25 protein-coding genes are annotated in these 26,284 nt (G+C 34.8%); 17 read left to right on the forward strand and 8 right to left on the reverse strand.

Going from position 1 to position 26,284, the window contains the following annotated elements; genetic code table 11:
* Window positions 1-140: 140 nt before the first annotated feature.
* Window positions 141-1,418: an adenylosuccinate synthase gene (locus tag ABWU38_RS05590; protein WP_353272835.1), complete on the reverse strand. Its 1,278-nt coding sequence runs from the start codon at window positions 1,416-1,418 to the stop codon at window positions 141-143.
* A gap of 180 nt (window positions 1,419-1,598) precedes the next feature.
* Here ABWU38_RS05590 and ABWU38_RS05595 point away from each other — a divergent pair, with 180 nt between their 5' ends.
* On the forward strand, window positions 1,599-3,266 hold the full coding sequence (locus ABWU38_RS05595) for a hypothetical protein (RefSeq protein ID WP_265045471.1): 1,668 nt from the start codon (window positions 1,599-1,601) through the stop codon (window positions 3,264-3,266).
* Window positions 3,267-3,333: 67 nt separating this feature from the next.
* On the opposite strand, the gene ABWU38_RS05600 is transcribed toward ABWU38_RS05595, so the two are convergent.
* Together ABWU38_RS05600 and ccmC are read right to left on the reverse strand one after the other, a co-directional pair.
* The gene (locus tag ABWU38_RS05600) at window positions 3,334-3,474 is read right to left on the reverse strand and encodes a hypothetical protein (RefSeq protein WP_253309257.1); all 141 of its coding nucleotides are present in this window, start codon (window positions 3,472-3,474) and stop codon (window positions 3,334-3,336) included.
* 98 nt (window positions 3,475-3,572) lie between these two features.
* Window positions 3,573-4,283 carry a heme ABC transporter permease CcmC gene (ccmC, locus tag ABWU38_RS05605; RefSeq protein ID WP_253309953.1) on the reverse strand — a complete coding sequence of 237 codons (711 nt, stop codon included), beginning with the start codon at window positions 4,281-4,283 and terminating at the stop codon, window positions 3,573-3,575.
* 150 nt (window positions 4,284-4,433) lie between these two features.
* Here ccmC and ABWU38_RS05610 point away from each other — a divergent pair, with 150 nt between their 5' ends.
* The 3 genes from ABWU38_RS05610 to ABWU38_RS05620 all read left to right on the forward strand — a co-directional run bounded on the left by ABWU38_RS05610 (window position 4,434) and on the right by ABWU38_RS05620 (window position 5,814).
* Window positions 4,434-5,252, forward strand: a complete 819-nt coding sequence (locus ABWU38_RS05610; protein ID WP_253309258.1) for a pyruvate, water dikinase regulatory protein — start codon at window positions 4,434-4,436, stop codon at window positions 5,250-5,252.
* Between the two features lie 69 nt (window positions 5,253-5,321).
* Complete coding sequence (gene ykgO / locus ABWU38_RS05615; protein WP_006279631.1) at window positions 5,322-5,450, forward strand: type B 50S ribosomal protein L36; 129 nt, start codon at window positions 5,322-5,324, stop codon at window positions 5,448-5,450.
* 49 nt (window positions 5,451-5,499) lie between these two features.
* Window positions 5,500-5,814 (forward strand): FtsB family cell division protein, encoded by a 315-nt coding sequence (locus ABWU38_RS05620; RefSeq protein WP_253309259.1) that lies wholly within the window; start codon window positions 5,500-5,502, stop codon window positions 5,812-5,814.
* Window positions 5,815-6,109: 295 nt separating this feature from the next.
* Here the strand turns inward: ABWU38_RS05620 and ABWU38_RS05625 are convergent, their stop codons facing one another.
* Window positions 6,110-7,039, reverse strand: coding sequence for an AEC family transporter (locus ABWU38_RS05625; protein WP_253309260.1), 930 nt, complete (start codon window positions 7,037-7,039; stop codon window positions 6,110-6,112).
* Between the two features lie 466 nt (window positions 7,040-7,505).
* Here ABWU38_RS05625 and ABWU38_RS05630 point away from each other — a divergent pair, with 466 nt between their 5' ends.
* On the forward strand, window positions 7,506-8,669 hold the full coding sequence (locus tag ABWU38_RS05630; protein ID WP_353272635.1) for a multidrug effflux MFS transporter: 1,164 nt from the start codon (window positions 7,506-7,508) through the stop codon (window positions 8,667-8,669).
* Between the two features lie 28 nt (window positions 8,670-8,697).
* Here ABWU38_RS05630 and prfA read toward each other — a convergent pair whose 3' ends face one another.
* Window positions 8,698-9,777 carry a peptide chain release factor 1 gene (gene prfA / locus ABWU38_RS05635; protein WP_253308954.1) on the reverse strand — a complete coding sequence of 360 codons (1,080 nt, stop codon included), beginning with the start codon at window positions 9,775-9,777 and terminating at the stop codon, window positions 8,698-8,700.
* A 103-nt stretch (window positions 9,778-9,880) separates the two neighbouring features.
* On the opposite strand from prfA, the gene yihA reads away from it, so the two are divergent.
* The 6 genes from yihA (at window position 9,881) to ABWU38_RS05665 (ending at window position 16,572) form a co-directional block, all read left to right on the forward strand.
* Window positions 9,881-10,477 (forward strand): ribosome biogenesis GTP-binding protein YihA/YsxC, encoded by a 597-nt coding sequence (gene yihA / locus ABWU38_RS05640; RefSeq protein WP_373457554.1) that lies wholly within the window; start codon window positions 9,881-9,883, stop codon window positions 10,475-10,477.
* Window positions 10,478-10,481: 4 nt separating this feature from the next.
* Window positions 10,482-11,393, forward strand: coding sequence for an acetylglutamate kinase (gene argB, locus ABWU38_RS05645; protein WP_253308952.1), 912 nt, complete (start codon window positions 10,482-10,484; stop codon window positions 11,391-11,393).
* 875 nt (window positions 11,394-12,268) lie between these two features.
* Window positions 12,269-13,984, forward strand: coding sequence for an ABC transporter ATP-binding protein (locus tag ABWU38_RS05650; RefSeq protein ID WP_265016351.1), 1,716 nt, complete (start codon window positions 12,269-12,271; stop codon window positions 13,982-13,984).
* 686 nt (window positions 13,985-14,670) lie between these two features.
* On the forward strand, window positions 14,671-15,297 hold the full coding sequence (locus ABWU38_RS05655; RefSeq protein ID WP_353272636.1) for a hypothetical protein: 627 nt from the start codon (window positions 14,671-14,673) through the stop codon (window positions 15,295-15,297).
* 76 nt (window positions 15,298-15,373) lie between these two features.
* On the forward strand, window positions 15,374-15,526 hold the full coding sequence (locus ABWU38_RS05660) for a hypothetical protein (protein WP_353272637.1): 153 nt from the start codon (window positions 15,374-15,376) through the stop codon (window positions 15,524-15,526).
* Window positions 15,527-15,612: 86 nt separating this feature from the next.
* Window positions 15,613-16,572 (forward strand): IS5 family transposase, encoded by a 960-nt coding sequence (locus ABWU38_RS05665; protein ID WP_353272271.1) that lies wholly within the window; start codon window positions 15,613-15,615, stop codon window positions 16,570-16,572.
* A gap of 197 nt (window positions 16,573-16,769) precedes the next feature.
* Here ABWU38_RS05665 and ABWU38_RS05670 read toward each other — a convergent pair whose 3' ends face one another.
* Window positions 16,770-17,069: a hypothetical protein gene (locus ABWU38_RS05670; RefSeq protein WP_353272638.1), complete on the reverse strand. Its 300-nt coding sequence runs from the start codon at window positions 17,067-17,069 to the stop codon at window positions 16,770-16,772.
* Between the two features lie 513 nt (window positions 17,070-17,582).
* Between ABWU38_RS05670 and ABWU38_RS05675 the strand changes: the two genes are divergently transcribed.
* The 6 genes from ABWU38_RS05675 to hemB all read left to right on the forward strand — a co-directional run bounded on the left by ABWU38_RS05675 (window position 17,583) and on the right by hemB (window position 24,344).
* On the forward strand, window positions 17,583-18,233 hold the full coding sequence (locus ABWU38_RS05675) for a protocatechuate 3,4-dioxygenase (RefSeq protein ID WP_253310013.1): 651 nt from the start codon (window positions 17,583-17,585) through the stop codon (window positions 18,231-18,233).
* 96 nt (window positions 18,234-18,329) lie between these two features.
* On the forward strand, window positions 18,330-19,832 hold the full coding sequence (locus ABWU38_RS05680) for a leucyl aminopeptidase (RefSeq protein ID WP_264732578.1): 1,503 nt from the start codon (window positions 18,330-18,332) through the stop codon (window positions 19,830-19,832).
* A 245-nt stretch (window positions 19,833-20,077) separates the two neighbouring features.
* Window positions 20,078-20,290 (forward strand): hypothetical protein, encoded by a 213-nt coding sequence (locus ABWU38_RS05685; RefSeq protein WP_006015760.1) that lies wholly within the window; start codon window positions 20,078-20,080, stop codon window positions 20,288-20,290.
* A 5-nt stretch (window positions 20,291-20,295) separates the two neighbouring features.
* Window positions 20,296-22,344: an NADH-quinone oxidoreductase subunit NuoG gene (gene nuoG, locus ABWU38_RS05690; RefSeq protein WP_353272639.1), complete on the forward strand. Its 2,049-nt coding sequence runs from the start codon at window positions 20,296-20,298 to the stop codon at window positions 22,342-22,344.
* Window positions 22,328-23,353 carry an NADH-quinone oxidoreductase subunit NuoH gene (nuoH, locus tag ABWU38_RS05695; RefSeq protein ID WP_353272640.1) on the forward strand — a complete coding sequence of 342 codons (1,026 nt, stop codon included), beginning with the start codon at window positions 22,328-22,330 and terminating at the stop codon, window positions 23,351-23,353. Before nuoG ends, nuoH begins: the two co-directional genes overlap by 17 nt.
* A complete protein-coding gene (hemB, locus tag ABWU38_RS05700; RefSeq protein ID WP_353272641.1) occupies window positions 23,346-24,344 on the forward strand; it encodes a porphobilinogen synthase in 999 nt (332 codons plus the stop codon). Before nuoH ends, hemB begins: the two co-directional genes overlap by 8 nt.
* Window positions 24,345-24,376: 32 nt before the next feature.
* Here the strand turns inward: hemB and ABWU38_RS05705 are convergent, their stop codons facing one another.
* Window positions 24,377-26,050, reverse strand: coding sequence for a recombinase family protein (locus ABWU38_RS05705; RefSeq protein WP_353272642.1), 1,674 nt, complete (start codon window positions 26,048-26,050; stop codon window positions 24,377-24,379).
* Window positions 25,959-26,234, reverse strand: coding sequence for a hypothetical protein (locus tag ABWU38_RS05710; RefSeq protein ID WP_017532679.1), 276 nt, complete (start codon window positions 26,232-26,234; stop codon window positions 25,959-25,961). Before ABWU38_RS05710 ends, ABWU38_RS05705 begins: the two co-directional genes overlap by 92 nt.
* Window positions 26,235-26,284 lie beyond the last annotated feature (50 nt).

Genomic DNA, 26,284 nt, shown 5'->3' on the forward strand with positions numbered 1-26,284 from the left:
AACTGCAAGTGTTAAACTTAAGCTTTTGTCTTTCATTATGCACTACTCACTATAAGTTTACAATAATATCTTATATAATAGACTTAGTATTTTGAGTTATGCAAGTATTTTTTTTATTGGATAAAAGTTAAAAGACGTTTTCAGAAATCTTTAAGCTTAATAACATCCTCTCTTTTTGGACTAGTTGAAATTAGATGAATTGGTACACCTATTAATTTTTCTAACTTGTCTATATATTTTATTAAATTGATAGGCAATGCTTCAATCGACCTTTTACCTTGAGTATTTTCTTTCCAGCCAGGAAACTCTTCATATATTGGCTCTAATTCCTCCTGTATTGAATGCGATGCGGGTAAATAATCATACATTTTCCCGCTATACTTGTAACCAGTGCATATTTTAATTGTATCAAAAGAATCAAGCACATCTAATTTGGTTAATACAATGCTTGAAACTCCAGAAAGTTGCACAGCCTGGCGCACTAAAACTGCGTCAAACCATCCGCAGCGCCTTCTTCTATTGCTCACTGTTCCAAGCTCCTTGCCTATAGTAAATAAGCTATCTCCAATCTCGTTCTTTTGCTCAGTAGGGAATGGACCATTGCCCACTCTTGTTGTATAAGCTTTTACCACACCAATAATGTAAGCATTGGAGGCTAATCCTGAGCCTGTTATTGCTTGCGACGCTACAGTATTACTTGAAGTAACAAAAGGGTAAGTTCCGTGGTCGATATCTAAAAATGTGCCTTGGGCGCCTTCAAATATTATTTTCTTACCTTCTTTCACAAAGTCATTTAATATCCTCCACACAGGTTTTTTACATGAAAGAATTTTTTTTGAAATCCCTTGAATTTCTTTTAATATTTCTTCTTTTTTAACCACCTGGTAGTTAAGGCCTTTTCTGATAGCATTGTGGTAATTTAGAAGAGTATCCACTCTTTTATTGAGCTCATCTGCGTTTTCTAAATCACAAAGGCGTATAGCTCTCCTTCCAACTTTATCTTCATAACATGGCCCTATCCCTTTGTTTGTTGTACCAATTTTGTGATTTCCGTTTAAATCTTCAAATAGCTTTTCCTTGTCCTTATGTACGCTAAGTATTAATGGACAGCTCTCGGATACCATCAAGTTGTTATAGTTTACGTCCACTCCTTTAACTTTCAATGACTCTATTTCTGAGATTAGAGCATGTGAATCAAGAGCAACACCGTTTCCTATGATGGATATTTTGCCCGTTCTCAAAACAGCAGAGGGCAGTAAATTTAATTTATAAACCTCATCATCTATTACTATAGTGTGCCCTGCATTATTTCCTCCCTGAAATCTCACAACTACATCTGCATTCCCAGAAAGATAATCTACTATTTTACCCTTGCCTTCGTCACCCCATTGCAGACCAACAATTACAATGTTATTCATCATTATTTTCTAAATTAATACATAAATATTAATGCAGTACGCTACAAATGGAAAGAGAAATCTGCGCCTTTCCTGCACCTCTTAAATAAAGAAATATACTGTCGATTTTCTTAATATATTACCAAACTATTCATCATTATATGATATAACTTACAGCATATTTACAGTAAGGTGTTATTTATGAAAGAGGCAAAAGGAAAAAATAATAAGAGTCCAGTAGTTAGATTAAAGGCCACAGCTAAAGAGTTCAATTTTAGTAAATTAAGAGCAGGTCAAGATAATGAATTAGCAAATTCTGGTGAAACAATGTTCTTAGATTTTCAAAGGATGAATTTTATTATTAACGGAAAAGAAATAGATAAAAATCTTATTATTGCATTTAAGGAAGGAGCTAAGCACCACAAAAGCGAACTTTTTAATAGTGATGATATATATAATGACGAAATATTTAACAAAAAAGGAACAAGAGAAATAGATACGGATCATGGCAAAGCTTTTGTTGCTTCAGTACTCGAAGATATTGAGAAAGAGCTTGTAAGTAATGCATTGGGTGAGCTATGGAAAAATCACTGTGAAAATCCCAAAACTGCCAATCATCAAAAAACCGATTCATATAAGAAAGAATTTGAAGAATTTTACAATGCTGGCCAACATCTATTACCAACAGAGAAAGATGAAAACAAAGACTACCGTTCCTTTGCAAAAGAAGTTTTCAAAAAAATGTTTAGATACGCTGGAGCAGAAGTTCCAAGTAATGCTATTTTAGAAGAGCTAGTCACCAATTGTAATCAAGCAGGGTATGAGGCTGCTCCATTTATACAAACCCAACTTGCACTTGGACAGTCGTTCATAGTAGAAAATCCTAAAAAAGTAATAAATATTGATTGTGCTAACCAAAATAATGTAAGAATTAGATCTGACATGAGGCTACCAATACTCTCTGTTAAAAATCAAGTTATGCATGGTGATAAGATATGTGATCTGTCTAACTCATTAGAATTTACACTTGAGTCTCAAGATGGTAAAGACTTTGTAACATACAGAGATGGTAAATTGTCACTTACTATTCCTAAAGAGTTAAAAAATTATAAAGATAATGGCAAGAGCTTGTTTGACATTATTAAAGAATATTTTCAGAAATTCTGTGCAAAATTAGGATTTAAACCTGAGACAAAAATACAAATAGAGCATAGCTTAGGTACTCAAAGTAACTATTTAGATGGTACAATATCTGCTACAGGATCGGATGCAAATAAAGAGTTTATCAATCTTTTAAGCAAAAATCTCAGAGGGAGGTTATTGGAATCAGGAGTTGCTTTAGGAAATGAAGATGTTGATGGTATTGTTGAAGTCAGAGTATCTACAGTTATGGATCTGTTGAGTAATTATGCTAAATTGGAAGATAATAAAGAAAACAGAGAGTTATTAACAAGTGAAGTAGCAGATAATTTAGGGCTTTCCACTCAAGATAAAATAGCATCAGAAGTATTGAAAGAGTTTGATGATGAAATAATAAAGTTAATGCATACAGAAGGTATAAAGAATAACATAGGTCAACATATAATGGAATTAGGATCTTTACCTTCTTTGATAAAAGGTCAGGTTAATCATAATCAAGTGCAGTCTGTTGTAAATACTTTTATTAAGTTAATTATTGAAGGGAAAAGCGAAGTATACAAAGAAAAAAATGCAATTAATGCAATTGATGCAATTTATCAGAAGGTAGATAAGGCAATTGTTGAGCAAGAAAAAAGAGCAACCAACAAACAAGATATAGAAAATGATAAATGGACAGATAGAATCAAAAAACAGAAATTATCTGTGGAATCACATGAACATTTACTTTAAAGATACTGGTAGGCTCCTTGAATATTTTAGAGTTCATGGTTGCAACGGTTGCTATTTTACAATGCACCTAATCGTAAAAACTACGTGCCGTTGCATCATATGTTTCAAGAACGTTGGTAAAATGTTCAAGTTGATCTCGATTCAATACCTGATCTATTCTAGTTAGTTGGTCATTGCTGCTTTTAAAATTAGTTAGATCACATAACATAGCACGTTCTTCAGTTTCAGCAGGCAAGTATTTAAAGTGACCAAAGATATTTTACCTAATTTTCTCTAGCATATTTACCTGTATACTTACAAAGCTACCTAATACCGCATACTGATTTCTCTCTTTATTTTGTACAAATTAATTAAGTGAAGTGAGTATAGTATCCACACTACTAAAAAAAATGTGGCACAAAACATAAACATTACAATGAGTGGCAACAGCAAAGAACTTTCTATTGCTACTCCACCTCTTCTCAAAATGCTTGCTGGCTGATGGAGAGTAGACCATAAATTCACAGAAAATTTTACTACGGGAATATTTATAGCACTAAAAATGGCAAATACTGCTGCTGATTTTTCTGCCCTCGCTTCATTATCAAAAGCGCTCCACAATGAAAGGTAGCCAACATATAGGAAAAATAAAATTAGCATTGAAGTAAGCCTTGCATCCCATACCCACCAAGTGCCCCAGGTTCCTTTTCCCCAGATGCTACCTGTGATTAAGCATATTGCAGAAAAGACTGTCCCTGCAGGAGCAGCAGCATGTGCCAAGACACTAGCAATGCTATTGTTCCACACCAATGAAATGAAACTAAGTGATGCAATGAGTCCATATATTCCAAGAGCAAGCCATGCAGAAGGCACATGAATGTACATAATTCGTACAATTTCTCCTTGTTTATAATCTTCTGGGGAGAAGAATAACGCTAAAAACATTCCAATTAAAAAACATGCGAAACAAATAACCCCAAGCCAAGGTAGTGCTTTTTTAGAAAAAGAAGTGAAATTTGTAGGCTTTAATAAAAACATTCGTTTTGAGAATAATTGCGTTAAGAATTTACCAATTAGTTTGAGTTTTATCAACAGGATAGTTTTTCTGCATTGACATAGATTAACAAATTAGCACAATTTCAGTAGCCGATTGCTTGCTATTATTTTTAGTATAACACTATATAAAACATGACCCTTAAAAAGCTTAATTTACACTTAGTATCAGATTCAAGTGGTGAAACTGTTATATCAGTTGCAAAATCAGCTCTGAAACACTTTCGTTCTGTAGAAACAATCGAATATGTTTGGTCTTTTGTGAAAGGAGAAGAGCAGATTGACAAAATTCTGGAGGAAATTAATAGGAAAAGTGATGAGCATAATTTTGTTATATGCACTATTACTGATGATGAGCTAAGAAAATATCTAAAAGATAACTGTATAAAGTTGAAAATTCCCTATAGAGCAATATTATCACATATTATTAGAGAAATTTCGTCCTATCTTGAAATTGAAAAAGACGAAAAGCTTGACTTGCATACTGAGATAAATAACGAATATTTTCAGCGCATTGAGGCAATAAACTACACTATTAATCATGATGATGGGCAAAATATTCAAGATATTGATAAAGCAGATATAATTTTGGTTGGAGTTTCACGTACATCAAAATCTCCCACCAGTACGTATTTAGCTTATCGAGGCTATAAGGTTGCAAATATTCCTTTTGTTAGTGGAGTACCCTTTTATGTCGACTTGGCAAAATTAAAAAATAAACTAACGATAGGGGTAACAATAGACGTAAGTAGGCTAATAGAAATACGCAAAAATAGACTTACTTCAATTAACAACGAAGATAATAATATATATGCTAATCCTAGAAAAGTAGAAAAGGAAATTAAAGAAGCAGAGGAACTATTTAAGCAGAATAACTGGCCAATTATTGATGTCACGCAAAAGTCAATCGAAGAAGTATCAGCAACAATTATACAGTATTTTAATAAAATGTGAAAAATTTATCAATTGACTAACTCTCTGTAAGTGATCATAATGTAAGGTAATTTAATTCTTACTATAGATATGAAAGTCAAAGGGTCGCTAAAATCTCATCGTAACAGAGATAAAAATTGTAAAGTTGTGAAAAGGGGTGGTAAGATTTACATTATAAACAAGGTAAAGCCAAGGTGTAAAGCGCGTCAAGGTTCTTAGCTTTTTGTTCACCTTTTCATGTTATACATTTCTTGTATGTGAAAGTACGGTGTTTATACCTAAAAAGAAGCAAAAGTTATTGTGTTTAAGCGCAGCCTTATTCATTTCTTCTCTTACATTATATTTTAGCATTAGCACAATTACAGGTAAACGTGGCTTATTGACGTTAATCGACTTAAAAAAAGAGATTGAGTACAATAAGCTTTTGCTAAAGGATGTCTCTTCTGAAAAGGAAAAGTTGGACAATAAAGTATTTGGCTTATATGAAAAAAGCTTAGATTTAGATCTGCTTGATGAGCAAGCAAAAAATGCTTTAGGTTATGTGAACCCTAATGAACTTATGGTTGTTCTTGACGTGGAATAGCAGTAGACTTCTTGCGTTACCTCCTGTCATTCAAGCCCCTTTCTTGTCATCCCAGTGCCCCTATGATGTCATTCCAGTGCTTGACACTGGAATGACATCATTATAGAGTGAACCAGTGTCAGCTACTTTCATGACACCATTCTTTTTTCTGGATTCCAGTGCCAGTTACTTTCATGACACCATCATAAAGTGAAACTAGATTCCAGCGTCACGCGCTGGAATGACAAAAAAGAGTAGGTTTTTTATGTGATTATGCAAGAAGCTAGTGTAAATTTAAGTTTTATCTACCGCTTGATCAAAAAAGAATAAGTTTAGTAAAAAATAATGATATTATTAGTGGAACATAAAATAGTCCCACTGCAGTACTAATTAGAAGCAACAGAGTAGCTTTATCTGGTTGATAATTCAAAATATTAGCAAGTATTATACTGGACCCAGAAACTGGAATAATAGCCAGCAACATCAGTGCTTTATATATACTCTCGTCGTATACACCTATAACATGTTTGTCTAGAAGGACAATTCCTAAAACAAACAGTGGCCAGAATACGTACTTTGCTGTAATAGTGATCAAAGCAAGCTTCCAATCTACTTTAAAGCTTGTAATATTTGCAATGCTCACTCCAAGTAGCATCATCCCTAATGTGACAAATGTACTTCTAATATTCATCATAACATCTGTTAAAAAAGTAGGTATTTGTATATCATATATACTTAAAAAGAAGCCCAGAACCATCGCATAAAGCGAAGGAAGTTTGAACAACTTTAATATGCATTCTTTTGCGGTATAAATACCATTTGCAGCTATGTAAAATCCTAAGCTATTTTCAAACAACGCCATTCCTATATAACAAACAACATATACAGATACTGAATCTTCATCAAACAAAGCCATGGCAATCGGCAGGCCAAAATACCCCATACTTGTGCTGCCCGAGCTAAACGCTAATATGTTTCTCGTGTTATCCTTAAATAAAAAAGAAGAAAGATAATACACTGATAAGGACATAGTGCTACCTATAAACCATATCAAAATCGGCAGAGAAATTACTTTTAAATTAACTTCTGTATGAGAGACTCCATATAAAATCACTATTGGATTAGCTATATAAAAGAGTATTTGAGATATAGTGTTTCTGTCAATTTTAAGACATTTTCCTGATAAATAACCAATAAATATTGTAATATAAATAGGTAATATTTTTAGGAAAAGAGTAAGGAACATACTAGCCTATTGTGATACTTTTGACTGATAAAGTGATATTAGATCTTAAGGTATTATAAAAGTAAACAAAATTTATTTTCCAATTTATCCAGTTCATAGTTAATTAAAAAAGATTCACTTAGTGTCAAAATTTGTTTTTACATAAGACTTAAGAATGACATTTTTATGATAAAATTATGTTAAGTTTCTATAAAGCTCCTTGCATATTTTTGAATAATGATGAAAAATTAAACTGCTTGTGGTAATTTAGACGGACTGTTGAAAAAGTAAGAGGAAATAAGTAAAGTTAGGACAGAGAGTAAGGGCTTTAACATAGTTGTCATATTTTTCTTTAATTAACCCTAGTGTCCAATTTACCCACCATAGCTTCACATGAGGTGTTTCTAACCATTTTAATAACAGTAAAAAATGTTCTTCTTTCAACGCTTTAAATGTGATATTTTTATTCATTAATTAAAAATTTCAAATGTTACTACCCTTTCTATTAATCCTGTCTCTAATTGCTAAGTTCATTGAAATTGACATTTCCGTACCTAGTTTTCCTGATATGGTGCACTATTTTAACGTATCAGAAGGCACAATTCAATTAACTATTGCTTATAATTTCCTAGGCTTTTGCATAGGAGGGTTGTTTTTTGGTCCATTGTCTGAATGCTATGGCAGAAGAAGGATTATGATCATAGGTAACACTTTGTTATTAATCGGCGCTGTTGGTTGTGTTTTTGCACCGTCGATTTTTTGGCTTTTAATTTCTCGCTTTGTTCAGGGCATTGGTGTTAGCACATCTGTAGTTGTGTTTGTAATCGTTGCAGACAGCTACAAAGGCGACGAAGCGGTGAAATTTATTGGAATCATGAATTCTGTTCTTACAGTTGTCATGGCAATTGCGCCAGTGTTAGGCAGTTTCATTAATGAAATTGTAGGATGGCGTGGTAATTATGCAACTGTTGCAATACTTTGTTTGATCTCTTGGGTTTTGCTGCTTTTTCTGTTACCAGAAACAAAAAAGGATCGCGATGCTTTCAGTTTGAAAAAAATAATGAAAGATTACAGAAAACTACTATCTAGTCCGAGGCTTGTTACGTTGTCTTTAATGTCAAGCCTCTTTTCTGCTGCGTATATGTCATTCATTACTTGTGGACCTTTTTTGTATATGGAGACTTTTGGTTTATCTAGCACTATTTATGCACTACATCAAGGTGCAATAGTTGGGTGCTTCTCACTCATTAGTCTATTTGCTGGCAAAATCTTACAGAAACTTGGAGCAATATGGTGTGTAATTTCTGGTACGAGCGTGGGTGCTATTGGGTCTCTATTGCTTGTAATATTCAGTATAATTGTACCCCACTCTTTCTACTTAGTAACACTGTCTATGATTATTTTTTCTATCGGTTGTGCAATTTGCCAGCCAGTGATTTTTAATGCATCAATAAATGTTTTCCCTGAAATTAAAGGCACAGCTTCTTCTGCAGTCTCGTTCATTAGAGCTTTTATCATGGCTATTTTTATCGGCTTAACAAGCTACGTTTACAACGGTCAAGCAATTAGTGTAGCTGTTCTTGTTCTATCCGCGATAGTACTAGAACTTGTTTTTACTGCCTGTTTATTGTTTTTAAAAGATCCGGTATAATTAATGATCTTTTTACAGATGTGAGCGATTAACTTTCCCCGGCCAATCTTTCTGCTTCATTACGTGAAATTAATGCCTCAATAAATTCATCTAGTTCACCTTCTTTTATAATCTGCTCTAGCCGATGTGAAGTTAGATTAATTCTGTGGTCTGTTATTCTTGATTGTGGAAAATTATATGTTCTTATGCGCTCGGAACGATCACCAGAGCCAATCTGACTTTTTCTCATTGTTGACCTTTCCATTTCTTTTTTTTGTCTTTCAATTTCGTATAGCCTTGCCCTCAATACTTTAAGCGCTTTAGCTTTATTTTTGTGCTGCGATTTTTCATCTTGCTGTATTACAATTATCCCTGTTGGCAAGTGGGTGACCCTTACTGCGCTGTCAGTTGTATTCACTGATTGCCCTCCAGGACCACTGGATCTATAAACATCTATTCGTAAGTCTTTTTCTTCTATTTTAAAGTCAACTTCTTCTACTTCAGGTAATATCGCAACAGTAGCGGCAGAGGTATGTAACCTTCCTGAGGATTCAGTTTCTGGCACTCTCTGTACTCTGTGTGCTCCTGATTCAAATTTCAACCTTGCAAAAACTTCTGTTCCATTAATGAGTGCAGAAGCTTCCTTATAGCCACCTATACCTGTATTAGAAATGCTTATTGGCTCGAACTTCCAATTTCTTCTTTCTGCATATTTTTGATACATACGAAATAACATTGCTGCAAATAATGCTGCTTCTTCTCCTCCTGTACCTGCTCTGATTTCCAATATTGCATTTCTTAAGTCATCTTCATCTTTAGGCAATAATGCTAACTTTAGTTTTGCTTTTACTTTTGGTAATAATACCTTGTGCTTTTCGAAAAATTCTTCTTTTGCTAACTCTTTTATATCACCTTCGCTGTTTTCATCTTTCATTATTTCCTCTAAGTCTGAAATTTCCTCTTTCAGCGTGTTATATTCATCAATTATCTTGATTATTGGCCTGAGCTCAGAGTATTCCTTTGAAAGAGTAATGAATTCTTTTTGACTTAAATTGGCAGGGTTTTCCAAGTTCCTTTCTATATCACTAAATTTTTTCTTTAAGTCTTGTAAATTATTCTCTATATTCATATAGCACAGATCTAGTATTTTAACTAAGTAATATATACTGAAATAAAAAATTTCTTATATCAAGCAATAACACTATAATATATCTACCACCTTCTACTTGAATATAATGGCAAGACAGATAACATCAAGCTGCAATTTCATATTTGGAGCTTCGGACATGAAATCATTACCAGATGAGTCGGCTCCAGAGATTGCGTTTGCTGGTAGATCAAATGTAGGAAAATCCAGTCTGATCAACTTACTGATAAACAGCAAAAAAGCTGCCAGAGTTTCCTCTAAACCTGGATGTACTAGACAAATAAATTTTTACTCTATGTACAATGATAAATTCAGACTTGTTGACCTACCAGGGTATGGTTATTCTCATGCAGGTAAGGAGGAAATTATACAATATTTAAACTTAATTGAGTATTATCTAATTCAAAGAAAAAATCTAAGAAGAGTGTTTGTGTTGATAGATAGCAAGGTAGGATTAAAAGAAATAGACAAAGACTTCATTTATTGGTTAATATATAATAATATTAACTTTAACGTTGTGCTAACAAAAATAGATAAAGTGAGTCAAAAAAGCCTAGATGCCATTCTAGAAGATACTCAAAAATGGATTAATAATGAGAATGTGTCAATTCATCAAATAAGCATCCGTATTAAGCATAAAATAACCAAGGTAAGAGATGAGTTTTTCAAGTTTACAAGATAAAAAAATGAAGAGTAGTGAGTTTTTAAAGGGTGAAGTATCATTTGAACAAAAAGCAGAAATATTACTTGAAGTGTTATCTAACATACCTAGCTTTGTGGGTGAAACTTTTGTCATTAAATGTGGCAGCGTAACGATCTCAGATGAAACACTATTCTATACTTTTGTGCATAATGTTGTCTTATTAAAGCAGCTTGGTATAAATCCGGTGATAGTTCATGACGGAGAATATGAAATTAACTCAGTGTTAAAAATGCTGGGTATGGACAGTAAGTTTGTGAATGGTATCAGACTTACAGACAAAGACACTATAAAAATCATTGAAATGGCACTGTGTGGTTCAGTTAATAAAAAAATTGTTCAGCATATAAATTCTGCTGGTGGTTCAGCTATTGGATTATGTGGAAAAGACGGCAACTTAATAAAAGCTGAAAAGATAAGCGCTACGCTTAAGGAAGACAGATCAAATAACATCGAAAAAATACTAGACATGGGATTCATCGGTAGACCCACTGAAATCAATCCTGATATATTATTTTTTATTGAAGAATCAGATTTTATACCAGTTATTGCACCAATTGGTCATGGAAAAAATGGGGAAACATATCATATTGATGCCGATAGCACTGCAAGCACAATTGCAATTGCAGTTTCTGCATCTAAAATGATAACCTTTAGCGATACAGGTGAAGAAATAGATAAAATTGGTGGCAGGAAGATATCTGTTAAAAATTTAAATGCATCGATTGATTGTGGCAAAATTCAAGGAGAAAAATTTATTAGAAGGCTTATGGCATATACTAAAATGGTAGAGGAATGTGCTGGAGTTGTTCACATAGTTGATGGTAGAATACCTAACATTATGCTTGATTTATTTACTGAGAATAATTCAAGCATATCAATTGTGAGTGATTTATAACTAGACAACTACACGAATAGACTTCTTGCATAACCATATGACGAACTTTTCTTGGGAATAGAAACGAAAAAACTTACTTGACAAACTCCGCCGGCCCCCTTATTATGACAATAAGGGTATTTATGACTCAAAACTTGTTTTTGACCTGCAGGCTCAATGACAAAATTCAGTAAAAAACTTAGGGTATTTTTTGACGGATTACATAAAATTATAGCGGCTGCATGTCTTTTAAATTTTTTCTACATTCAGCCAAAACGCGCTTAAACTAAGCGTCAGCACATTATTACAGCGCCACTTACAGTAATATAGAGTCAAAACTCGCACCACGGGAGTTCTTTGCCTTTTTTTTCATTTGGTAAATTTCTTAATGTTTGTAGCTAAAAGAGCCCAAGAGAGGTGTCATCCCGCTGCTTGTTAGCGGGATCTATGTTAAGAGATACCGCGAATGAATCGCGGTATGACGTAGGACTGCTGTCATCCCAGTGCCCAGACACTGGGATCCAGTTTTCCATATAATCTCATCGAAAATGTTGTAACCACTTTCTATGCTAGTTTGCTTGCTTACAAGCAAACTTTTCTGGATCCCAGTGTCTGGGCACTGGGATGACAAAAAAGGGGCTACTCGGATGACAAAGAAATAGGCACTGGGATGACGAGAAAGGAGTACTGGGATGACACCTACGCACGCTCACTTTGTCATTCCAGCGTGTGACCAGAAAAAACATAGACCCCAAGTGTCAGCTACTTGAACAACATCACTTTGCTTAAAAATTGCAACGTTTGTACACGGTATGACGTTAGCTATTGTACTACACCTTTCCCCTTTCCCCTGAAACTAAAATCTATATACTTAACTTTAGAAACTTCAAAATACGATGCGATCTAATATTAGAGAGTTATTTTGCTATATAAAGCCTAATCTATCTTATTTCATCATAGCTTTTATTGCAGTTTTATTTTCAGCCTTAACGATCCTCCTCTTTGGCAGAGGCTTAAGCAACATAATTGATTCTGGCACAGAGCACGATTTTACTACCAAACTATTAGTTGCAATACTTATAGTTTTAGCCATTTCTCTCACTGCATTTACTCGGTTATATTTCATTGGCATTGGCAGCGAGAAAGTTATCGCAAGAATCAGATATGACTTATATAGCAGTATCACTGACTTGCAACCAAGTTTCTTTGAGAACACAGGCGTACAAGATGTTATCTCAGCACTCATTACTGATACCTCTGCGCTGCAATCAATAATAAATAGCAGCCTACTCACCATATTGCGAAATTTTGTAATATTAATTGGCAGTGTTGCCATGTTATTATATACAAATCTGCACCTAACTGCGTATGCAGCCGCAATAGTACCTATACTACTCATTATCATGACCTCACTTGGAAAAAAAGTGCGTAGCTATGCACGCTTTGCCCAGGATAAATTAAGTGAGCTTGCGTCATTTAGTGAGGAAAACTTTCGATCTATAGTGACTATCAAGTCGTTTGTACTCGAAGAAAATGAAAAAATCCGTTTTCAAGAGTATTTAAACTCAGTATCAAAATCATACGTAAAATTAGTACTCTTGCGTGCTATTTTAGTAACTCTAGTTATCACGTGTGTGATAGGTTCACTAGTTGTTTTGCTCTTTTTTGGTATTAAAGAAGTCTTAAGCAATAATATAACTATTGGAGAACTCTCCTCATTTGTGTTTTATTCAGCGCTTGCGGCAGGAGCTATAAATAATTTGAGCGATAATATCAGTGATTTACAACGAGGTCTTGGAATAGTAGAGCGTTTATTTGAATTTAAAAATATGAAAAGCTCTATAGCAGATGCCAATGATCCTATAAAAATTTGTAGTGTTCAAAAAGGAATTTCGTTTAATGGCGTGACATTTTTTTATGAATCTCAGTCTGATAAGCCAGCGTTAAATAACATATCATTTTCTATAAAGGCAGGTCAAGTAGTATCAATTGTTGGACCATCTGGCAGTGGTAAAAGCACCATTTTAAAACTTCTGCTCCGTTTTCATGATCCAAGCAGAGGCAGCATTACTATCGATGGGCACAATATTAAGTCAATTGCGTTAAATGACCTCAGATTGTTGTTTGGCTTAGTGCCACAAGATAACATAATATTCTCTTGCTCAATAATGGAAAATATACTATATGGCAAACCTGGTGCTGAATATGAAGAAGTGAAGCAAGCAGCTATCAGCGCTTATGCGATGGAATTTATTGATAAGCTGCCTGATAAATTTGATACATTTGTAGGAAAAAGAGGATTAAAACTTTCTGAAGGACAAAAACAACGTATTATAATAGCAAGAGCCATACTCAAAAACCCTCAGGTTTTAATACTGGATGAAGCAACCTCTGCCCTTGATTATAAAAGTGAGAACCTCGTGCAAAAAGCATTAAGCAAGTTAATGCAAAACAGAACAACGATCGTAATTACACACAGACTATCAACTGCACTTAAAACTGACAAGATTATAGTAATTAATCACGGAAAAGTAGAAGAAGTAGGGACTCATGACTCCCTAATAAGTAAAGACGGGTTGTATGCAAAACTGGCGAAGATACAGTGGAATTGAAAGAAAATTTACATCATATCGTTAGTTGATATGCTAGATTTATAATTAAAGTTATTAAATTTTTAATCATTTTAATTTATAATAATCTTATAGTATTTTTTTAAGGATCATTATGACTTATCATTACAGTAATTTACCAAAACTACCATGTACGGGTTATAATTTGCCAGCTTTACCAGCACCAGTATCGAACTGTGCACAAGCTTGTGCACCTGCATACGCACCTTGTGCTACTAATTCGTGCCACAATCATTTTAACTCATATCATAACTATTATGACACATGTTATAATCCTTGTGATGAATTTGGGTTTCTTTATTAGAAGATTGTTTTTAAACAACTCATAAACGCACGTCTAGCTATACGTGCTTCCAAGAGCACATGGTTTCCCATGTGCTTCACATTTTGCTTGAAAATATAATAAACAGGTGCTTACTTGTTATTCACAGTAACCATATATTACAATTTATTTCAGCAACACGACTAATTTGACTACTGACAGCTTCTTCTTGGAATCTTATCATTATTCTACCATAGTAAAACTTTTAACTCTAATATCTGCTACATTAAAGTCGTATTTTGAAATGTACTGTAAGTTTGTATATGCTAATTTTAGCCTCAAAATTATTAAATCATTAACTTTTTTATCCTATAATAATCTAATAGTTATTTTTTAAAGGATTCTTATGAATTATAATTTTTCCTCATCTCCACGTGTTGGTTCATGTATTCCTACGCGCACAGCTTGCACAACTGACCCACGGTACCATCATAATTTTGATCCACATTGTCATAACCACTTTAACCCACATTGCCATGACCACTTTGATCCGTGTTATGATAGACTCGAATTAAATATACAGCTTCCTGATATAAAAATACCTCCTCGTCCTGAGGTAAAATGTCCTGAGGTAAAAATACCTCCTTGTCCTGAGGTAAAATGTCCTGAGGTAAAATGTCCTGATGTAGAAATACCTCCTTGTCCTGAGTGTCCTGCTTGTCCAGAACCTAAAAAACCAATTGACTTTTCAAAACTTACAATAGCAGTTGACGCAACTTCTGGAGAGATTAAAGATGCCATTACTAAGAAAACTAGTGGCTTAAAATTTGCAGACTGTAAAGAAATTATAGATAAAACTGACAACAACCTTGAAATTGATCCAGACAATCGTCTCAAAGGAGGATGTGATAGCAATTCTGAATGCAAAGCTTGTGTGGATGCGATAAATGCTTCTATAATAGACTCACGCAAAGAACCAGCATTTTTTTCTGAAAAAATGTCAGTACCAGAAGATACTGTTCATATTATATAAAGGCAACCAAGGTGTGTACATTGTTAGTACACACCCCCATTTTATGTTAATTCTTATTTATTAATGGAGCTATTTTATGTTAAAAAACACTTTTCCTTATTCAAATTATAAGCATGCAAGTCATGTACGTCAACTGCCACGTATGTTAAAAATTAATTTACATACAAAGCTAGATGATTGTAAAGACCCTAAGTCCGAGAGGCTTTGTTGCATAGCTAGTGTTGGTTGAGGTTATTGTAAGAAGAAAAGCTTTTTAATATATGGCTACTAACGCATTTTGTTGTAAAATAGGCATTTTTCAAACAAGTACAACTTATGCCACAAAAAATGAGAGTAAGTAACCAAAGAGAATATAACGAGTTTCTCAAAAAAAGAGGAAATGTTTTTCATTTTGTTAATCAAGCCATAGAAAATTGGTATGAAAATAGTCCAAAAGTTGCAGGTGGCAATAACACTTATAGTGATAAAGTTGTAATTTTAATACACATAATAGTTCATCTTTTTAGAATTGGCTTGAGACAAGCTGTAGGTTTTGTAAAAGGTTATATGGTACAAATAGGCAAAAAACTTAAGATTATCAGCTATACACAAGCTTCCAGAAGATTTAAAAAGCTTAATTTGAAGATTGATGACCATAGAAGCAATAAAGATGATCTGGAAAATGTTGAAATTGCCGTAGATAGCACTAGAGTTAGTATCTACAATAAGAACGGTGGGCATAGTAAGCTTAATATTCGAAAAAGAAAATACAGTGGTTATGGTCAAGTAAGAAAATTACATGTTGTTTTAAACATAAATGATAAGAAAGCAATAAGCATGAACTACACTAGTGGTGTTGCTGTAGACTATTTGCCGGTCTGCGATATGTTAGAAGAAGTCAGTGATAAATATAACATTTGTTCTATTCGAGCAGATGCGGCTTATGATATAAAAAGTGTGTATAAAGAATGCAGAAAATACAATATTGTGCCTATTATTCGCCCTAGGAAGGATACTAAAATTTGTTTAGCTGACTACTTATCAGAAAGAAACAAGTATATTAGTAGAATTAGGTCATATGAGAATTATGAAGATGGTATTAATGAATGGAAGAAAAAAGTTAAGTATGGAGCACGGTCTTATATTGAAGTCTTTTTCTATAGGTTGAAGCAAATATTTGGGTTTGGCTTGAAAAATAAATCAGAGGTAAATCGTGAAAAAGAGCTGTTAATTAAGTGCTACTTATTGAACAAATTTACTGATATAGGTATGGCTAAATTTAAATTAGCTGCGTAAATTCACTGTGATTTACATGCCTATCAGTGCTATGCAACAAAGCCATCAAATTTAAGAATAGTAATTTATTATTTATATTAATAAACTTAATTCTATTGAAAATAGCTAAAGCATTGAAATTCTTGAATTTTAGCCGGATTAGTGAGTGGTAGTGAAATTTCTTTTACTCAAATTTAGGTATTCACTGACCGTTCTTGTTATAAATACCAGAATAATAAGCTACTGATATTCTCCATCTTTTTTATCTTTAATCCATCATAGCTAGCGATGCAACAAAGCCAAATTTGATCAGATTGATTGCAAAAAAACAAGATTTTCAATAGGTTGCTTATAATCCTAGCTATAGTTAGCCTTTCATAAGTAGCGATGCAACAAAGCCCACTGGAATCCAGAAAACTTAACTTTATACCAGGTAATAAGAACTGGATCCCAGTGTCTGGGCACTGGGATGACAAGAGAAGGTACTGGAATGACGGTTGTCGTTTAGCTATAAACATTAAGAAATTTACCAAATGAAAAAAAAGGCAAAAGAAGCCCCGTGGTTGGCTAATTACTTACATTATACTTTCAAGTATGGCGTTTTTTTATTCTAAACGCTTAATAACCGCGATTCAGCTGCTTTTAAACCGCAACTAATCTAAATTATAAACGTTAAGAAATTTACTAAACAGAAAAAAAGGCAAAAGAAACCCTAGGGTAGCTAGTTATTCACTATCCATTTTTTAAGTTGGCGTTTTTTGATGTTTTAAATGCTTTATAAGCGTATTTCAGCTTGTGTAGGTAAAAACCTAGAAATTTGATAAAGACATAAGGTGCACATAGTGCAAAAAATTAAACATGAGACGCCAAATACGTTGAGTTTTTTTGTCATTTAATCTGTACAGAGAAGATAAATAAATAGCTTCATTTTCATGATAAGGGGGCTGGCGAAGCTTGTAAAGTAATTTTTTCGTTTCTATTCCCAATAAAAGTTTGTTATATGGTTATGCAAGAAGTCTATTGTGAATGAAATGAATGTGAAAAATATCTTATTAGCGTTTTTAGTACAAACGGTATTCAGTTTGCCGCTATTTGCAGCTGATCCTGTTTTGCTCAACTGCATTGAAACTCCAGAAATATATGACCTTGATGCAAGGCCAAAAAATTTTAGCTCTTCAAACAATTTAAGAAGGAAAGCTGGTTCTCCAAATAGTGCAATAGGAGAATTAATACACATAGTGGGTAGAATTACTGATATAAACTGTTTACCAATACAAAATGCTGTAGTTTCTATATGGCACGCGAATTCACGCGGCGTGAACCATTACGATGAGAATATAGAGGATAATCAACTCGATCCGAATTTTGCTGGATCAGGAAGGTTTGTAGTGAATAATCTTGGCTATTATAATTTTATTACGATAGCACCTGGTAAAATTGGTGAGAGAGCTCCACATATTAACTTTCTAGTTCAACATCCAGATTTTCCAGAATTCACAACGCAAATGTTTTTTGCTGACCATAATTGCGATAATTGTGCTGATCCTGTTCTTGGAGATTTTGTTAGTAATGGGCTTGCAAGCCTTCTCATAACACCATTTACTTACAGTGATCAGGTCATAAAAACCTATACGTTTAACATTACCTTGGGTGGATATAATAAGTTCTCTAATAAAAGATAAAAACCCTTGCATGTAAGGTAGTCCATAGTAAACTTGAATGTTATTGTACTTAGGATGTATATGAAAAATATCTTACTGATGTTTTTGCTATGTTTTATGTACAGTTTACAATTATTTGCAACGGAGATGCCAGCAATGAAAATAACAATTTCTAAAATTTCGCCCGATTTTAAAACAATAGTAATGGGTTTATTTGAGGACAACGAAACCGTAAATGATGGCGGAGTTTTGCAAGGAAAACAGATCATAGATAATATAAAGCAATTTAGCGATTTTAATGGAAGCTTTGGTGAATTTTCTTCTACCATTTTACCAGAAGGAAAAAACGTTGTAGTTGTTGGACTTGGTAAGAAGGATGAATGGAATGAAAATAAAGAATTAAATATTGGTGGTAAAATATATTGTGAGCTAAGCAGATTAAAAATTAAGAAAGCAGCGATTTTAATCGAAGGTAGTGCAGCAAATGTTGCATATGGTGCGTTTCTGCGTAGTTTTAAGTTTGATAAGTATAAAACTAAAAAGGATGAGAAAATTACAGAGGTAGAGGAAATTACCGTATTAGTAAAAGATGAGCAATTAAGTAATGCTGAAAGATCATTTGAGCACTTAAGGCAAGAAGGTGAGAGTATATTCCTTGCGCGCTCTTTTATAACAGAGCCTCCTAACATTCTATATCCAGAATCCTATGCTGATCATATAAAAAAAGAGCTTACTAAGCTTGGTCTTGAAATCGAAGTGCTTGATAAAAAGCAGATGGAAGAGAAAAAAATGGGAGCCTTGCTTGGAGTCGCACAAGGAAGTAGTAAAGAACCAAAATTAGTAGTGATAAAATGGAATGGGGCTTCTAAAGAACAAAAGCCAATAGCTTTTGTTGGTAAAGGTATAACGTTTGACACTGGTGGAGTATCACTCAAACCTTCACGTGGTATGGAGTCGATGAAATATGACATGGCAGGCTCTGCTGCTGTAGTTGGGGTGATGCATGCTTTAGCAGGACGAAAAGCAAAAGTAAATGCAATCGGCGTGGTTGCACTTGCAGAGAATGCAGTGGGTGGTAATGCTCAAAGGCCGAGTGATGTAGTAACTTCAATGTCTGGACAGACGATAGAAGTGTTGAACACCGATGCAGAAGGAAGGCTCATACTTGCAGATGCTTTATGGTATACGCAAGACAGATTCTCACCAAAATTTATGATTGATCTTGCAACTTTAACTGGTGCTATAGTGGTTGCACTTGGAAATAACGAATATGCTGGTCTTTTTTCAAATAATGATGAATTAGCAAACCGTCTGATTGATGCAGGAAATGAAGTAAGTGAGAAGTTATGGCGTTTTCCTATGAATGAAACTTATGACAAAATTATTGATTCACCGATTGCTGATGTTCAAAACATCGCTCCTGCAGGCTCTGGTGGAGATAGCATAATGGCTGCACAGTTTTTACAGCGTTTTGTGAATGAAACTTGCTGGGCACATTTAGATATCGCAGGCACTGCTTGGTACGAAAAAGGTACTGACATTTGTCCAAGAGGAGCAGTAGGTTTTGGTGTAAGGTTACTTAATAAGTTGGTTAAAAAGTACTACGAAGCCAATGATTAAAGGTCTTTATACTGGATTTATGGCTTGACTCACAGCTACATGAACGTTTATTTTCGAGGCGCAGCAAATGAAAGTAGCTGATGCATATTTCTTTTTTTCTGGTCAAGCACTGGAATGATATCAAGGAGTAACTTTTTATTTAAACAATGATTATAATAAGAGATCTATTGAAATTTTAAAGTTATTAAATATTGACGCTATATACTTAAGTGTTAAAATAGAATGAAAAGTTTTTAGGAGTTTATATGGCAGTAGGTGGGAAAGCAAAGACAGCTAGTAAAAATAACCCTACTCAGCGTAAGAAGGCCGAGCAAAAAATGTATAAAGATAAACCGGTAAAACCTGTTAGATATATAGATCGTGACTCGCGCATGAATTATATGTCTGCTCAATATGATAACGGCAATCTGGTTGAAGATGAGGTAAGCGGCAATCCTATAAAGTGGGAAGCTGTATAATAGTTGTGGTTAAAGTTACTATTAATTCTAAGGAATGTGAAGTAGAGCATGGGCTCACTATAATTCAAGCTTGTGAAGTCGTGGGCGTTGAAATTCCACGTTTTTGCTATCATGAGCGTTTAGCAATTGCTGGTAACTGCAGAATGTGTTTGGTTGAAGTTGAGGGTGGGCCTCCAAAACCAGTAGCCTCTTGTGCAATGCCAGTTGCAGAAGGGATGGTTATTCACACTGATACCCCTAAGGTTAAAAAAGCACGTGAAGGTGTGCTTGAGTTTTTGCTAATTAACCACCCGCTTGATTGCCCAATTTGCGATCAAGGTGGTGAATGCGATTTGCAAGATATCACGATGGCTTATGGGAAAGGAACCAGCAGACTTGATGAGCATAAGAGGGCTGTGCCAAAAAAACACTTCGGACCACTGATTGAGACTGCGATGAATCGATGCATTCATTGCACTCGGTGTGTTAGATTTTTGTCTGATGTTGCAGGTACAAATGAACTTGGAGGAATCGGAAGGGGAGAAAATGTAGAGATTAGCACTTACATAAAAAGGCATATTAGTTCTGAATTATCTGGAAATATCATAGATCTCTGCCCGGTAGGGGCTTTAACTTCAAAGCCTTACTCCTTTACAGCGCGTCCATGGGAGCTATCACATTGTGAGACTATAGATGTGCTAGATGCTGTGGGAAGTAGCATTAGAGTTGATTATCGTGGCCTGGAAGTTATGCGAATATTACCAAGACTGAGCGAAGAGGTAAATGAAGAATGGATATCAGATAAAACCCGCTTTGCCTATGATGGACTAAAAGTTCAGCGTCTTGATCAACCTTATGTAAAAAAAGATGGTAAATTAGCCCCAGTTGATTGGAATGAAGCATTAACTATTGCTGCAAAGAAATTAAAGAATACAAAATCAAATAAAATAGCTGCAATTGCAGGTGATTTAGCAGATTGTGAGTCTATGCTTCTACTCAAAGAAGTGATGCAGAAGCTCGGCTCGGGGAATATAGACTGCAGGCAAGATGGTGCAAAGCTTATACCAAGTAATCGCGGATCTTATGTGTTCAATACCACTACCCAGGGTATAGAGAATGCAGATTTGTGTCTGCTTATAAATACAAATCCAAGGATAGAAGCACCGATCATTAATGTAAGATTGAGAAAGAGATATTTACAGGGCAACTTTCCTATTGCAAGTGTTGGTCCTAACATTGAATATTTGTATCATGTTGAGAAATTGGGCGATAATCCTGATATTTTGAGTGAAATAGCAAATGGAAATCATAAATTCTGTGAGCTGCTGGTAGCCGCCCAAAACCCTATGCTGATCATTGGTCAAGATGCATTAATAAGAGATGATTCTGAATCAATTCTAATTCTAGCTGGCAAAATTGCAGAAAAATTTAACATGATCAGAGATGATCGGAATGGCTTTAATGTGCTGCATAAAGCTGCAGCAAGAGTCGGTGGTCTGGACGTTGAGTTTGTTCCTGAAAAAGGTGGAAAAGACACTAATCAGATACTGGAAAATGCAGAAAGTGGTGACATAGAAGTGGTTTATCTTCTTGGTGCAGATGAAATTGATACATCAAAATTAGAAAATACATTTGTAATTTATCAAGGTCATCACGGTGATAAGGGTGCACATGTGGCAGATGTTATCTTGCCTGGTGCTGCATATACAGAAAAATATGCAACTTATGTAAACACTGAAGGTCGAGTGCAAAGAACAAATTTAGCTGTATTCCCACCTGGTGAAGCAAAGGAGGATTGGTTAATTATTAAAAATCTTTCACAATATTTAGACCTTTCTTTACCGTATGATAGTTTATTTGATGTGAGAAAAAAATTAGATACTATCGGTCCACAGTTTAGAAATGCCGATCAAGTGGTAAAAAACACATGGGTGCCAATTAGCAATGATGGGATAAGCTTAAGTAATACACCTTTCACTTTAAAGGAGTGTAATTTTTATATGACGGATTCAATAAGTCGCGCTTCAAAAATAATGGCAGATTGTACTAAAGCTTTTTATGAACATGCTAGTTAATATTTTATTTATTTTAGTACCGCTACTACTTTCAGTTGCGTACTTGGTATACTTTGAGCGTAAGGTTATTGGTGCAATTCAACTGAGACACGGCCCAAGTGTAGTTGGACCTTTTGGGCTATTGCAGCCATTTGCAGATGCTATTAAGCTACTGATTAAAGAGCCGATAATACCATTTAGAGCGAGCACCATACTGTTCATTATGGCTCCAATGCTTACCTTTATCTTGGCATTAATTGCCTGGGCAGTTATACCGTTTGGTGCTGAAGTAATTGTAGAAAATGGCCAGCAAGTAGTGATTCCTAAGGTTATAGCAAATATTAATGTTGGAGTGCTTTATGTGCTAGCTATATCGTCGCTGGGAGTATACGGCGTAATTATTGCAGGCTGGTCAAGCAATTCTAATTATGCATTTCTTGGCGCTATACGGTCGGCTGCTCAGATGATTTCATATGAAGTTTCAATAGGCTTAATAGTTGCTACAGTTGTTGTTACAACTGGTACGTTGAACCTTGGAGAGATGGTGGTAGCGAAACACAACATGCCATTTTGGGTTGATTTGCTACTAATGCCTATAGGAATAATATTTTTTATTTCTTTGCTTGCAGAAACTAATCGTCACCCATTTGATTTACCAGAAGCTGAAGCAGAGCTTGTCTCTGGATATAACGTTGAATATTCATCCATGCCTTTTGCCCTTTTTTTTCTTGGAGAATATGCAAATATGATTCTAGCAAGTGCTATGATGACGATATTCTTTCTAGGAGGATGGTATCCGCCGCTGGAGTTCAGTTTACTTTACAAAATTCCAGGTTTGATTTGGTTCGTTTTGAAGATAGTTATACTTTTGTTCGTATTTATTTGGATTAGAGCAACAATACCTCGTTATCGATATGATCAGCTAATGCGTCTTGGTTGGAAAGTGTTTCTGCCAATATCGGTGCTTTGGGTGGTACTCATTTCAGGAGTGTTGCTCTTTACTGGGAATTTACCTGGGTCCAATGTTTAATTTTCCAAATACAAGATTAAGGCGCAGGCGCTCGAGCAAATGGGTTCGCAATTTAACAAGTGAAAATAGTCTATCAGTAAATGATCTGGTTCTTCCTCTGTTTGTTCACGACAGAAAAGAAACAACTGAACCAATTTCTGGCTTACCAGGCGTAAAGTGTTATTCAATAGATGGATTAGTGTCTATAGTTAAGGAAGCTAAAGGTTTAGGAATTAATGCTGTTGCAATTTTTCCTGTAGTTGATAGTAAACTAAAATCTGAAAACGCTGAGGGAGCATATAATTCTGACAACTTAATCTGCAAAGCAATCCGTGCTGTAAAATTAAAGGTACCTGAAATTGGTATTATTGCAGACGTTGCACTGGATCCATACACTATTCATGGCCATGACGGCATTTTAAAAGATAATCAGATGGATGTAGAAAACGATGAAACTATATCAGTACTGTGTAAGCAAGCACTTGCTTTAGCGAAGGCAGGATGTGATATAGTTGCTCCTTCTGATATGATGGATGGTAGAATAGGAAGAATCAGAAAATCATTAGATGATAATAACTTTCAAGACGTATTAATATTATCTTATGCGGTGAAATATTGCTCTAGCTTCTATGCTCCATTCAGGCAAGTCGTTGGTTCATGTGGGCTATCACATTCTATAGACAAAAGTGGTTATCAAATGGATTATAAAAATGCGCACGAAGCAATGTGCGAAATTGAAATGGATATAAATGAAGGTGCAGATTTTATTATGATTAAACCAGGTATGCCATATTTGGATATTATCAAAACAGCAAGTGATAAGTTTAATTTTCCGATTTTTGCTTACCAAGTAAGCGGTGAGTACGCAATGATAAAAGCTGCTGCAAATAATGGCTGGCTAGATTATGACAAGGTGATTTATGAATCTTTGATTGGTTTCAAACGTGCGGGTGCAAGTGCAATATTCACTTACGCTGCACTTGATGTTGCAAAAAATTTGGTATCCGTTTAGCAGTGTGGCTAAAAGGCACGTCTGTGCAAACATTATGATTTAGAAAAATCCAAGTAGCATGAAAATGCAAAACCTACTTGACAAACTCCGCCAGCCCCCTTATCATGACGTCCAGTACAATGTTGCAAATTAAAAATCTCTCCATCCTGTGCTGGTTCTTCGATTCTAAACGCCACTTCTACCTGGTCATAACCAATCTGAATTCGTTCTACTAATGCTTTAATGATGCCACGCTTAGTTTGCCAATCTAGCTGTTCCAAATTAGATTTTACACTGGAATAAAGACTCTTTATACTGTTGATGATAAGGTTCATTCCCTTCTCTATTGCTTTTTGATCAACTACCTTTTTCTTCTCTTCTTCTATCCCTCTTAAGCGTTCCCTCATTCTTTTCATCGTCTGTTTAAATTCTTCCTCACTTATATATCCTTTATCTCCTACATTTTCTTGACTATAATAGTCTTCCATTAACTTTTCGATGCCTTGTTTTATTTGATTTTCCCTTCTTGCAAGCTTCTTATCTGATGATTCATCATTTTTATTTTCTGCAATTCTACGGTGATACTCATTTTTTATTATCTCTGGGTTTTTTAGTAAATTTTTCACCTTTTCCCATATAGCTGTTTCTAACATATCTGTACGGACCAATTTATTAGTACACTTCTCCCTACCATCAGTAATACGTATAGTACTACTACAGCGATAATAGCTAAACTTTTTTCCCTCAACTCCACATTGTGCACCACTATACGCATATCCACAGTTTTGACACACAACTAGACCTTGTAATAGATATTTCTTTTTTCCTCCCTCTCTCTGCATCCTTGCTCTTTTTCTATTTTCATCCAGTTGCTTTTGTACTTTATTAAATAACCCTTCATCAACTATTTTTGGTACTGGTATATAAATCCAGCTGTCCTCATCTGTGCGACAGATAGAAACCTTTTGTTTATTTCTTTCTCTTTTTTCAACCCTCTTTAATTTACCAAACGCTGCTTGTCCTTTATATGCTGGATTTCTTAACACCTTCCAAATTATTATTGGACACCACACCTTCTTTCCAGTTCTTGTTCTAATTGACTTATCTCTTAGTCTACGTATCACTTCCCTTATACTTATTCTCTCTTGCCCTACCCACATGAATATCTGCTTTACTATTTTTGCTTCCTCTTCATTTATTTCAAACTTTGTCTTTTCTCTATCTACATGCTTTATACGATTATAACCAAAAGGTGCAATGCCAATTACACTTACACAGCCTTTTTTTGCTCTATGGAGTTTTCCCCTACGACTACGTTCCATAATCTTTGTACACTCATATTCTGCCACTAATCCTTGCATTCCCAATAACAATTTAGACTCTGGATTATTTTCAGTCTTATGATTTAAGAATATTACTTCTACTCCTGCTTTTTCAAATTCATCAAGTAATATCATTTGATGTGCAGATTTTCTTGATAGTCGGTCAGGTGAATGAATATAAATTTTATCAATTTGATCTTCTCCTACTTTATCACGTAATGCATCTAAACCTTCACGTTCTAAACTCCACCCACTAAGCCCATCATCCTTAAATTCATACTCATTCAATAACTCATGCTTATCTGCAGCAATTCTATGCTTGAGCTCGGCAATTTGACTCTCTATTGTATTGTTCTGCGCTTGACTCTTCGATGAAACTCTTGCATATAAGGCCACTGTTATCATTTTTCTTTATCTCCTTTTCATTGTTTCTTTTTACCGCATACCTTAGTAACAGCTCATAGGCGTCTGCTAGATGTTGTTCCGCTAATTCATCTGGCTCGTATCGGCAAGTTAATGTTCTTTTTCTCATAGTTTCTCCTGCAAATGTTTTTGTAGTGCAAGGAGCCTTACCACTCCTTTTTTCCATCAATCCATTTACTCTTATGAAAAAGACCAACTTTTATCAGCTACAGCCTT

It is taken from the genome of Wolbachia endosymbiont (group A) of Urophora cardui, assembly GCF_964028435.1.
Taxonomy (GTDB): Bacteria; Pseudomonadota; Alphaproteobacteria; order Rickettsiales; family Anaplasmataceae; genus Wolbachia.

Excerpts from the sequence above, each read along its gene's own strand:
- ABWU38_RS05590 (WP_353272835.1), bottom strand. The coding sequence starts at position 1,418 with ATGAATAACATTGTAATTGTTGGTCTGCAATGGGGTGACGAAGGCAAG.
- ABWU38_RS05595 (WP_265045471.1), top strand. The coding sequence starts at position 1,599 with ATGAAAGAGGCAAAAGGAAAAAATAATAAGAGTCCAGTAGTTAGATTA.
- ABWU38_RS05600 (WP_253309257.1), bottom strand. The coding sequence starts at position 3,474 with ATGTTATGTGATCTAACTAATTTTAAAAGCAGCAATGACCAACTAACT.
- ccmC (WP_253309953.1), bottom strand. The coding sequence starts at position 4,283 with ATGTTTTTATTAAAGCCTACAAATTTCACTTCTTTTTCTAAAAAAGCA.
- ABWU38_RS05610 (WP_253309258.1), top strand. The coding sequence starts at position 4,434 with ATGACCCTTAAAAAGCTTAATTTACACTTAGTATCAGATTCAAGTGGT.
- ykgO (WP_006279631.1), top strand. The coding sequence starts at position 5,322 with ATGAAAGTCAAAGGGTCGCTAAAATCTCATCGTAACAGAGATAAAAAT.
- ABWU38_RS05625 (WP_253309260.1), bottom strand. The coding sequence starts at position 7,039 with ATGTTCCTTACTCTTTTCCTAAAAATATTACCTATTTATATTACAATA.
- ABWU38_RS05630 (WP_353272635.1), top strand. The coding sequence starts at position 7,506 with ATGTTACTACCCTTTCTATTAATCCTGTCTCTAATTGCTAAGTTCATT.
- prfA (WP_253308954.1), bottom strand. The coding sequence starts at position 9,777 with ATGAATATAGAGAATAATTTACAAGACTTAAAGAAAAAATTTAGTGAT.
- argB (WP_253308952.1), top strand. The coding sequence starts at position 10,482 with ATGAAGAGTAGTGAGTTTTTAAAGGGTGAAGTATCATTTGAACAAAAA.
- ABWU38_RS05650 (WP_265016351.1), top strand. The coding sequence starts at position 12,269 with ATGCGATCTAATATTAGAGAGTTATTTTGCTATATAAAGCCTAATCTA.
- ABWU38_RS05655 (WP_353272636.1), top strand. The coding sequence starts at position 14,671 with ATGAATTATAATTTTTCCTCATCTCCACGTGTTGGTTCATGTATTCCT.
- ABWU38_RS05660 (WP_353272637.1), top strand. The coding sequence starts at position 15,374 with ATGTTAAAAAACACTTTTCCTTATTCAAATTATAAGCATGCAAGTCAT.
- ABWU38_RS05665 (WP_353272271.1), top strand. The coding sequence starts at position 15,613 with ATGCCACAAAAAATGAGAGTAAGTAACCAAAGAGAATATAACGAGTTT.
- ABWU38_RS05670 (WP_353272638.1), bottom strand. The coding sequence starts at position 17,069 with ATGTTTATAGCTAAACGACAACCGTCATTCCAGTACCTTCTCTTGTCA.
- ABWU38_RS05675 (WP_253310013.1), top strand. The coding sequence starts at position 17,583 with ATGAATGTGAAAAATATCTTATTAGCGTTTTTAGTACAAACGGTATTC.
- ABWU38_RS05680 (WP_264732578.1), top strand. The coding sequence starts at position 18,330 with ATGTACAGTTTACAATTATTTGCAACGGAGATGCCAGCAATGAAAATA.
- ABWU38_RS05685 (WP_006015760.1), top strand. The coding sequence starts at position 20,078 with ATGGCAGTAGGTGGGAAAGCAAAGACAGCTAGTAAAAATAACCCTACT.
- nuoH (WP_353272640.1), top strand. The coding sequence starts at position 22,328 with ATGAACATGCTAGTTAATATTTTATTTATTTTAGTACCGCTACTACTT.
- hemB (WP_353272641.1), top strand. The coding sequence starts at position 23,346 with ATGTTTAATTTTCCAAATACAAGATTAAGGCGCAGGCGCTCGAGCAAA.
- ABWU38_RS05705 (WP_353272642.1), bottom strand. The coding sequence starts at position 26,050 with ATGATAACAGTGGCCTTATATGCAAGAGTTTCATCGAAGAGTCAAGCG.
- ABWU38_RS05710 (WP_017532679.1), bottom strand. The coding sequence starts at position 26,234 with ATGGAAAAAAGGAGTGGTAAGGCTCCTTGCACTACAAAAACATTTGCA.